A 9,069-nucleotide genomic window follows, 5' to 3' on the forward strand; every position below is an offset into this window, starting at 1 on the left:
GCTGTGATAGTCGGACGGTACGGCGAGCAGTCGCGGATCAATCGCCTCGTGGCCGATGCGAAGGACGGCCGGAGCCGGTCGCTGGTGCTGCGCGGCGAGGCCGGGATCGGCAAGACCGCGCTGCTCGACTACGCGGAGAGTGTCGCCGGCGGCATGCGGGTGCTGCGCGTGGTGGGGATCGAGTCCGAGGCCGAGGTGGCGTACGCCGCCCTCCAGTTGATGTTCGTCCGCGATCTCGACCGCCTGGAAGCGCTCCCCGGCGCGCAGGCGGAGGCTCTCCGGGCTGCGTTCGGCGCGAGCAGCGTCCCGGTCGACCGGATGCTCCCGGGCGCGGCGACGCTGTCGTTGCTGTCCGAGATCGCCGGCGACCGGCCGCTGTTGTGCCTGCTCGACGACGCGCAATGGTTCGATCAGTCGTCGATCGACGCTCTGCTGTTCGCGGTACGACGCTTACACGCCGACCCGGTCGCGACGATCTTCGCCGCCCGAGACGGGGAACGACCGTTCCCTGCCCCCGGACTGGAGAGCGTCTCACTCCCCCGCCTCGGCGCCGCCGACGCCGCTCGACTCGCCGCGGCCGCAGCGACACTCCCGAGCGACGTCGCCGAGCGCGTCCTCGCGGAGTCCGCGGGCAATCCGCTGGCCATCGTCGAGCTGGCAGCCCATGCGACCGAGACGTCGGCGGTCCCGGCGCCCGTCGCGCCGTTGCCTGCCGCAGGCCGACTCGAGGAGCACTTCCGACGGCAGATCGGCGCCCTCGAAGAGCCAACCCGCACGGTCCTGCTGCTGGCCGCCGCCGATCATGGCTCCGCGCTGCCAACACTCATTGCAGCCGCAGCTGAGCTCGGGTGCAACACGGGCGACTTCGAGCCGGCCGAGCGCATCCGACTGATCCAAGTAGGTGCCGACGGCGTGGTGTTCCGCCATCCACTGATCAGGTCGGCGGCCTATCAGGAGGCGCCCTTCGCCCGCCGGGTCGCGGCGCACCGGGCACTCGCTGAGGTGCTGACCGACCCGCGCGACGCTGACCGGCGCGCTTGGCACGTCGCAGCCGCCGCCGGTGGACCGGACGACGCAGCGGCAGACGGCCTGGAGCAGGTCGCCCGGCGAGCGACGGGACGTGGCGCGGCCGCGGCCGCTGCGCGGGCCCTCGACCGCGCGGCCCAACTAAGCAGCGCACCGGCCCTTCGCGGGAAGCGGCTGGTAGCTGCCGCGCGGGCGGCGTACGACGCAGGCCAGCTGGACCGAGCCGTCGAGCTGGCAGCCGCCGGCGCCGAGCTGAGCAACGCACCCAGTGAGGTGGCGGAGGCCGGCTGGATCCGCGCACAGGTGGCCTATGAGCGTACGTCGCCGGCCGAAGCGACCCGGATCGCGCTGGAGGCCGTCGCCCCGGTGCTGGCCACCGAGCCAGACCTCGCTGTCTCGATCCTGACCGAGGCCACCTGGTGCGCACGCGACGCGGCGGACCCCGCACTGCTGCGTCGCTGCGCGGAGCGGCTCCGCTCGGTCCCGGAAGGTCCGACACCGGTGATCGACGGACTGGTGGGCTTCGCTGACCTCCTGTGTGGTGACGTCGCCGCGGCGGTCGAACCGATGCGCACCGCAGCTCTTGCTGTCCGCGACAGCGTCGACGGCGACACCCTGGAGCGACTGAGCGCAGCGTTCCTGGGACTGCTGATCGGCGAGGACGAAGCAGCAGTCGGGGTGCTGGACACAGTTGTCGCCCAGCTGCGCAGCCGCGGCGAGCTGGGCTGGCTGCCCTACGCCCAAGAGCCCCTGGTGCTCGCCCAACTCGTGACTGGCCGGATCCGCGACGCCGACAGCAACGTCGCGGAGGCGATGGCGCTCGCCGAGGAGCTGGGTCAGCACCTGGAGGTCATCGTCCTGTCCGCCATGGCGGCCTGGCTCGCCGCAGCCCGCGGCGACAGCGTCGACGCCGAGCGACTCGCAGTACGCGTCATGAACGACTCGCGGCAGCACGGCATGGCGGCAGCGCAGGCCACGTGGACGCTCGGTCTGCTCCACCTCATGAACGGCGACCCGCACCGCGCACTCAGCCGGCTCGAAGTGGCCTGCGAAGGTCCGCCCGGTCGCGACGTGACAGTGCGCGCGATCCCGGATCAGGTCGAGGCCGCCGTGCGAATCGGCGACACCGACCGGGCCCGGCGGTACCTAGGCTGGCTCACCGACTGGGCGTCGTACACCAAGAGCCCGGTCGCCTCGGCCCTCCTGCTGCGTTGTCAGGCGCTGCTTGACTATGGCGCGACGGCGGACCGACTGTTCGAAGAGTCCCTGGCGACCGGTCCCTACGACCAGGCACGGACTCGGCTCGTGTACGGCGAGTGGTTGCGCAGGCACCGGCGCCCCAACGCAGCCAAGGAACAACTGGTCGAAGCGTACGAGACCTTCGACCGGATCGGTGCTCACGGCTGGCTACCGCGCGTGCGTTCAGAGCTGACCGCGCTCGGCGAGACCGCTCCCGGGGAACCAGAGAGCTCCGGCGGACTGACCCCGCAGGAACTGCAGGTGGTTCGTCGCGCCGCCCTGGGGATGAGCAACCGCGAGATTGCCGCCGAGCTGTTCCTCAGCCCGCGCACGGTCGGCCACCACCTGTACAAGGCGTACCCGAAACTCGGGGTCAAACGACGGGCCGAGCTCGGGCACCTCGACCTATGACGGCCCCCGGATGACCGACGACCGGCGGCTCGGCGCCAGTCGTTCGACAGATGCGGACGGGCCGGCCGGATTCCTAGCCTCGAAGGCATGGGAAAGGTCATCGTTCACAACCAGATCACTGTCAACGGCGCCTTCGAGGCGCCCTCGCCCGAGGAGTGGCTCGAGCTCGACGCCGACAGCGGCGACGCGGGCCTGGAGCAACTGATCCTGGCCGACGCGCTCCTCCTCGGCCGCAAGACGTACGAAGGGCTGGCCGCCGTCTGGCCGCACCTCGGTGAGGACCCGTCGATGGGGTACTACGCCGAGCGGGTCAACGGCATGCCCAAGTACGTCGCCTCGCGGACCCTCACCGGATCGCTGGACTGGAACTCCACGCTCATCGAAGGCGACGTGGTCCAGGCGATCCCGGCCCTCAAGGAGAAGCACCAGGGCAACCTGATCGTCTCCGGCTGCGGCGAGTTCGCGCACACGCTGGCCCAGGAGGGGCTGGTCGACGAGTTCTGGTTCTGGATGAACCCGCACCTGTGGCCGTCCGGACCGCGGATCCTCGACGGGGTCGGCCCGATCCGCCTCCAGTTGGTGTCGCTCACGCCGTACCGGTCCGGTGTCGTCTGGCTGCGCTACCGGCCGGCGGGAGCCTGAGATGGCCAAGACGATCATGTACGCCGCCGTGTCCGCCGACGGCTACGTCGCGACGCCCGACGGCGGGATCGGGCCGCTGTTCGACTGGTTCCAGCACGGCGAGGTGGTCTGGGAGTGGAACGGGACCGAGATGCGCACCAACAAGGCCACCAAGGACTTCATCCAGGCGGTCTACCCCGGCGACGTCGGCGCGATGGTGGTCGGCCGGTTCGTGTTCGACCAGACCAACGGCTGGGGTGGTGAGGCGGTGGCCGGTGACCGCGTCTTCGTGGTCACCCACGAGGAGCCGAAGAGCTGGGAGTTCATCGACACCGCGCCGTTCACGTTCGTCACCGACGGGGTCGAGTCGGCCATCGCCCAGGCCCGCGAGGTCGCCGGCGACCGGATCGTCGATGTCGCGGCCGGGAACGTCGGCGGGCAGGCGTTACGTCTCGGCCTGATCGACCAGGTGGTGATGAACGTCGTACCCGTGGTGTTCGGCACGGGCCGGCCGTTCTTCGGCGGGGCCGACGGCGAGGTCACGCTCGCCGACCCGTCGCTCGTCGCGCAGGGCGAGCGCGTGACCCACCTCGTGTACGACATACCGCCGATCAGGTAGCGCTACTGGCCGACGCGGCCGTCGACGCACTCTCGAAGGAGGTCGGCGTGACCGCAGTGCCGCGCGTACTCCTCGATGCGGTGGACCATGAGCTCCCGGACCGCGGTGTCGTCCTTGGGCAGGCGCTCACTCAGGTCCGGGTGTTCGGCCAAAGCCGCGTCGGTGTCGGCCTGTTCGCGGGCGAGGTCGGCGTAGGCGGCATCGACCGTCGCCTGGTCGGCGACTGCCTCGTCGAAGTCTGCGTCACGCTTGCCGTACAGCTTCGGCAGCGGCTCGCTGGGGTTGATCCAGGTCCGCCAGTCGCGCTCGACCTCGGCGAGGTGGCGCAGCAGGCCGAGGAGCGACATCGTGGACGGCGGAACGGAGCGACGAGCGAGCTGTTCCGGGTCCAGGCCCTCGCACTTCATCAGCAGCGTCAGGCGGTACCCGTCGAGAAAGTCCAGCAACGTCGCCAGCTCGCCGTCCGGGCTGGAGTCGTTGTTGCGCGGATCCTGGTCCGGGTCGGTCCACATGTCGGGGTAAACGGTCGCCTGCGTCCACCGCTCGGGTTGCTCACTCATGCCTCGAATGCTGCTGCTTGAACACTCCCCTGCCAAGTGGATTTCACAGCCTCTTGGTGTCAAATGCGTGGTGCGACTTGGTTGGCGAACAGGTCAAGTTGCCTGGGTGGGTCGCCTAGGGGCCAAAGGTGGGCTCGGTGGCAGTTGGCCTGGGCGTACCGGGACAGGAGGTCGGCGCAGTGGCCGGCCGGGCCCACGCAGACGCGGTCGCGGAGGTCGTCGGGGTCGCGCTTGAGCAACGGCGCGAGGACGTCGTGGAGGACGCGTTCGCGTTCGGACCGGTCCTCGGTGATCCAGGTCCACATCGTGACGAGTGCGTTCGGGATGTCAGCCAGTTGCTGTTGTGCGGTCGCGAACTGCTCCGGGCTGGTGTTGTACGCCGACGCGAGCCAGCCATCCGCGAGCCGGGCAACCCGGCGCAGGCCGGCCGGTGAGCCCCAGCTTCCGATCCATACCGGGATTCCACCGTCTTTGACTGGCAGCGGCTGCAATTCGCCGTCCGGCACTGCGTAATAGCGAGTCTTCTCCGGCATCGGCCCGCGCCCGAGAAGTGCCCGGAGAATCGTCACCGCCTCCTCGAACCGGCTCCATCGGTCCTCGAAAGACATTCCGACTGCGTCATAATCCCGCCGCGAGGATCCCGGCCCAACGCCGGCAATGACCCGCCCGCCTGACAGCACGTCCAGCGCAACCAAGGTCTTTGCCAGCGGCACAGGTCCGCGGAGGGAAAGCAGCGAGATCGTCGTCGCCAGCGTCAGGTCTCCGGAGCGATCCAATACGGCTGCGAGCGCGGTCGGCCCGTCGAGCCACGGGGTCGAGAACAGGAAGTGGTCGTTGGCCGAGACGGTCGTGAAGCCGCCGTCGCGCGCCGCGTCGACGGTCGCCTGCAGGCCGGCGAGCGACACTGCCTCGCCGCCGAACTCCATCAACGGCAGATGCACCCCGAACTCCACGCCGCCTCCCCCAAGGCCCGCCATTCACCTGGTCACCGGTGCGAAAAAGTTGCCGCAAAAGCTGGACGGAATTCACAGCTGGGCTTATCCTGGCGAAATGCAGAAAGCGCAGAAGAATACGCTCTTATCAATTAACTTATCACCAGAAAATGCGCAGCGCAAGTCGATGATCGGGGGCCAGGCTGTCGGCCGGGTCGGGTTCGGCACGAAGCGGCTGGCCGGGAGCAACGGGCCGGACGCGCAGGAGCAGGCGATCGCCCTGCTGCGGTACGCCGTCGAACTCGGCGTCGACCACATCGACACCGCCGACTTCTACCCGTCGTACGGCGTGACCCGGCAGCACGACCCGTCGACCGGCGGTTCGGGCCCGCACAACGACTTCGTCAGCCTCGGCTGGGCGAACGACGTGGTCCGCCGCGCGCTGGCGCCGTACTCGGATGAGATCGTCGTCGCCACCAAGGTCGGGCCCACCATGGCCGGGATGGCGCGGCCGGATCAGTTGCCGGAGCTGGTCGAGCGTGACCTGCGTTCGCTCGGGCGGGAAGCGCTGGACATCGTCTACCTGCGCCAGCAAGGCCTCGACTCCATCGCCGAGCACTTCGGGGTTCTGGCCGAGCTGCGGGCGAAAGGCCTGATCCGGCACCTGGCGGTGTCGAACGTTCGGATGCAGCACATCGAGGAAGCGCGGTCGATCGCGCCGGTCGTCGCTGTCCAGAACAGGTACGGCGTGGGCTTCGGCCGGGTGAACGACGAGGTGCTCGACTTCTGCGGGAAGGAGGGGATGGCGTTCGTCCCGTTCTTCGCGGTGACGGCGGCCGGTCGCGAGGCGGGCGGTGTCTCCGCGGACGACACCGTGCTCGCCATCGCTCGTGACCACGTCGCGACACCTGCTCAGATCCGGATCGCCTGGACGTTGTCCCGGGGCGACCACGTGCTCGCGATTCCGGGTACCGGCAACCGCGATCACCTGGCCGAGAACGTGGCTGCCGGCGACATCAACCTCTCCCCCGAGCAGGTCGCCGTACTGGACGCGCTCACGGATCAGTCGTAGTAGCGGCGGACGCTGGAGCCGATGCGGGTCACGTCGGTCCCGTAGATGTGGAGGGAGATCGCCGTGGTGTCGGTGGTGTTGTGGACGCGGTGGATGTCGCCGGGTGGGGCGAAGCCGCTGACGTCGCCGACCTTGTTGTCGCTCTCCCCGAGCAGCCGGAGGTCGGCGTCGAACAGTTCCTCGTGCTCGACTCCTTGGAGTACGCCGAACACGCACCACGTCACGTGGTCGTGGATGCGAGTGATCTGGCCCGGTCGCCAGACCAGTCCGATGATCGAGAACGAGCCGTCGGGTTCGACGTGCAGGGTGTGGCTGCGGTAGCTCTCGGGTGAGCCGTCGCGCTGCTCGGCGGTCAGGATGTCCTCTGGGCGAGGCAAGTGCAGGCGGAGCTGGTCGGACACGAGGTCGGCGGTGTCCGACCAGTTCGCGTGCTTGGTGACGGCAGTGCGTACGCCTTCGATCAACGCTGTCAGGGGGTGAATCAGTGTGGTTGTCATGTATCGAGCGTGCGCGCGGCCGACCCATAACGTCCAATGCCAATCTTCATGCTCATCGATAGATAGAGTTGATGCATGCTGGACGTCACTCGCTTGCGCGTGATCGAGGCGGTCGCGCGGCACGGTTCCGTCACGGCGGCGGCGCGGGAGTTGCACTACTCGCAGCCGTCGGTGACGCATCACCTCGCTCGGCTCGAGGCCGAGACCGGTGCGCAACTGCTGCAACGGGTCGGTCGCGGCATCCGGCTGACGGCGGCCGGTCAGCTGCTGGCCGACCGGGCGGCCGAGATCCTCGGGCGGATAGATGCCGTCGACGCGGAGCTCGCCGCGCACGTCGGGCTGACCGCCGGCCGGGTCCGGCTCGCCGGGTTCTCGTCCGCGATCGGGTCGCTGATCCCGCGTGCGGTGAGCACGCTGGCCGGGACGCATCCCGGTCTGCAGATCGGCCTGACCGACATGCATCCGCCCGAGGCGCTCGACCTGCTACGCACCGGCAAGGTCGACGTCGCGGTGATCTTCCGGTACGACGAGACCGAGCCCGAACCGAGCGGCGTACGTCTGCACCACCTGCTCGACGACCCGGTGTACCTGCTGTCACCGGGCCGAGAGCAACGACTTGCCGACCTTCACGACGCCACCTGGATCGCTGGCTGTGCCCGGTGTCGCAGCCATCTGCTGTCGGTGTGCGCCGAGGAGGGCTACGAGCCGAAGATCGGCTACACCTCCGACGACATGGTCGTCATGCAGACCCTGGTCGCCGCCGGTCTCGGCGTGACCACGATGCCCGGCCTGGCCCTGCGTGCCCATCGGACCGACGGGATCTTCGCGACCGAGCTCCCGGGTTCACGACGGCACGTGTACGCCGCGACGTACGGCGAACCCCCCGACCCACCCGCCACCGCAGCCCTCCTCGCCGCCCTCACCGAAGCGGCTCACGCGTGAGATCTGTTGCCTCCTTCGACGTCGACGGAACACTCGTCCCCGGCATCTCGTCGGCGGTCCACCTAGCCGGCTACCTCGGCCATGCGGCTGCTGTGTTCGAAGCCGAGGCGGCCTGGGACGCAGGGCTGGTCGAGGCACGGTACGTCGAGGAGCTCGACGCCCGTGGCTGGGCCAGGACCAGCGAGACGCAAGTCCGCGAGTGACTCGGCGAACTCCCGTTGGTCGACGGCATCGCCGAGGTCGTGGAGTGGTGCGTCGAGCACGACGTGGTGCCCGCGCTGCGACCCTCGCCTGGCACCCCGTCGGCGTCTACCTCTGCGAAACCTTCGGCTTCGCCGAAGCGTGCGAACCCGCGCTGGAAGTCCGCAACGGTGTCTACACAGGCATCGCCATCGCCATCGCCTTCAACGCAAACGGACCGGGCTCGAGCACGATCCCGTGAGGCACCGAGATGGTCAGGGCATGCGGCCGGTCTCGCCGGGCTTGCCCGACTCCCCCGGCTGACCCAGCTCGGCCGGTTTGCGCAGTCTCCCCCGGCTGACCCAGCTCGGCCGGTTTGCGCAGTCTCCCGGCCTGCCTGGTTTGCCCGGCATATGGCCAGTTTCGTCCGCATCCCGGGACCCCGGTGGAATCACCTGGGGGCTTGCACAGGAACTGGGGACCTAGGACAGGCTGTGTGATGTCCGAGGTCCCCGGAGGGTGTTCAAGCCCGCGGCTCTCAGCCGAACCTGACCAGCATGCGGACCAATCCGACCACCCACCGAACCATCTCCTCGAGGACCTGAAGCCCACAGAGTTCGCGCGCCGCCGACACACGGCAGGCCCGCGGCCGTGATCAGCCCGACGATGTGTTGACGACCTCCGCCTCGGTTCGGTTCACCCGAACCCCAACCTCCGGATCCGCCGCCGGCAAACACCGTCCGATCCGACCCCGATCTCCGGACGCGCCACCGACACAACACGCCCCACTCGAACCGGACCTCATGATCCACATCCCCCGGATCCACCCCGGCACACCGAATCCACCCCCGGCACGCGACCACTCCGGTGAGCTGCTCCGGGACAGCTGCGTCCTTCCCTGGTCGTGGTGGTGTGTGTCAAGGGTCGAAGATCCGCGCAGCGGACGCCGAAGGCGCCCTTGACGCACACC

At 69.2% G+C, this 9,069-nt stretch carries 10 protein-coding genes; 7 read left to right on the forward strand and 3 right to left on the reverse strand.

Translation table 11 applies throughout. The features are described 5' to 3' along the window. Window positions 1-3: 3 nt before the first annotated feature. The 3 genes from AB0H36_RS11555 (at window position 4) to AB0H36_RS11565 (ending at window position 3,916) form a co-directional block, all read left to right on the forward strand. Complete coding sequence (locus AB0H36_RS11555; protein ID WP_360520172.1) at window positions 4-2,676, forward strand: AAA family ATPase; 2,673 nt, start codon at window positions 4-6, stop codon at window positions 2,674-2,676. An 87-nt stretch (window positions 2,677-2,763) separates the two neighbouring features. Then, on the forward strand, window positions 2,764-3,318 hold the full coding sequence (locus AB0H36_RS11560) for a dihydrofolate reductase family protein (protein WP_360520173.1): 555 nt from the start codon (window positions 2,764-2,766) through the stop codon (window positions 3,316-3,318). A 1-nt stretch (window position 3,319) separates the two neighbouring features. Next, window positions 3,320-3,916, forward strand: coding sequence for a dihydrofolate reductase family protein (locus AB0H36_RS11565; protein WP_360520175.1), 597 nt, complete (start codon window positions 3,320-3,322; stop codon window positions 3,914-3,916). Between the two features lie 2 nt (window positions 3,917-3,918). Here the strand turns inward: AB0H36_RS11565 and AB0H36_RS11570 are convergent, their stop codons facing one another. After that, window positions 3,919-4,476 (reverse strand): DinB family protein, encoded by a 558-nt coding sequence (locus tag AB0H36_RS11570; protein ID WP_360520177.1) that lies wholly within the window; start codon window positions 4,474-4,476, stop codon window positions 3,919-3,921. A gap of 59 nt (window positions 4,477-4,535) precedes the next feature. Further along, entirely contained in the window at window positions 4,536-5,429 is an 894-nt protein-coding gene (locus AB0H36_RS11575; protein ID WP_360520179.1) for an LLM class flavin-dependent oxidoreductase, read from the reverse strand. A 166-nt stretch (window positions 5,430-5,595) separates the two neighbouring features. Between AB0H36_RS11575 and AB0H36_RS11580 the strand changes: the two genes are divergently transcribed. Next, window positions 5,596-6,480, forward strand: a complete 885-nt coding sequence (locus AB0H36_RS11580) for an aldo/keto reductase (protein ID WP_360520181.1) — start codon at window positions 5,596-5,598, stop codon at window positions 6,478-6,480. On the opposite strand, the gene AB0H36_RS11585 is transcribed toward AB0H36_RS11580, so the two are convergent. After that, window positions 6,471-6,977: a cysteine dioxygenase family protein gene (locus AB0H36_RS11585; RefSeq protein ID WP_360520183.1), complete on the reverse strand. Its 507-nt coding sequence runs from the start codon at window positions 6,975-6,977 to the stop codon at window positions 6,471-6,473. The genes AB0H36_RS11580 and AB0H36_RS11585 overlap by 10 nt on opposite strands. Before the next feature lie 75 nt (window positions 6,978-7,052). Between AB0H36_RS11585 and AB0H36_RS11590 the strand changes: the two genes are divergently transcribed. The 3 genes from AB0H36_RS11590 to AB0H36_RS11600 are packed head-to-tail and all read left to right on the forward strand — an operon-like array spanning window position 7,053 to window position 8,361. After that, the gene (locus tag AB0H36_RS11590; RefSeq protein WP_360520185.1) at window positions 7,053-7,919 is read left to right on the forward strand and encodes a LysR family transcriptional regulator; all 867 of its coding nucleotides are present in this window, start codon (window positions 7,053-7,055) and stop codon (window positions 7,917-7,919) included. After that, window positions 7,916-8,122 (forward strand): hypothetical protein, encoded by a 207-nt coding sequence (locus AB0H36_RS11595; protein ID WP_360520187.1) that lies wholly within the window; start codon window positions 7,916-7,918, stop codon window positions 8,120-8,122. The genes AB0H36_RS11590 and AB0H36_RS11595 overlap by 4 nt, the downstream gene beginning before the upstream one ends. A 47-nt stretch (window positions 8,123-8,169) precedes the next feature. Continuing rightward, window positions 8,170-8,361 (forward strand): hypothetical protein, encoded by a 192-nt coding sequence (locus AB0H36_RS11600; RefSeq protein ID WP_360520189.1) that lies wholly within the window; start codon window positions 8,170-8,172, stop codon window positions 8,359-8,361. The last annotated feature ends 708 nt before the right edge of the window (window positions 8,362-9,069 follow it).

Origin of the sequence: Kribbella sp. NPDC050820 (genome assembly GCF_040653975.1) — a bacterium.
Classification (GTDB): Bacteria; Actinomycetota; Actinomycetes; order Propionibacteriales; family Kribbellaceae; genus Kribbella.

Bases quoted from the DNA above. Each gene is read 5' to 3' on its own strand.
- AB0H36_RS11560 (WP_360520173.1), top strand. From the start codon at position 2,764: ATGGGAAAGGTCATCGTTCACAACCAGATCACTGTCAACGGCGCCTTC.
- AB0H36_RS11565 (WP_360520175.1), top strand. From the start codon at position 3,320: ATGGCCAAGACGATCATGTACGCCGCCGTGTCCGCCGACGGCTACGTC.
- AB0H36_RS11570 (WP_360520177.1), bottom strand. From the start codon at position 4,476: ATGAGTGAGCAACCCGAGCGGTGGACGCAGGCGACCGTTTACCCCGAC.
- AB0H36_RS11580 (WP_360520181.1), top strand. From the start codon at position 5,596: ATGATCGGGGGCCAGGCTGTCGGCCGGGTCGGGTTCGGCACGAAGCGG.
- AB0H36_RS11585 (WP_360520183.1), bottom strand. From the start codon at position 6,977: ATGACAACCACACTGATTCACCCCCTGACAGCGTTGATCGAAGGCGTA.
- AB0H36_RS11590 (WP_360520185.1), top strand. From the start codon at position 7,053: ATGCTGGACGTCACTCGCTTGCGCGTGATCGAGGCGGTCGCGCGGCAC.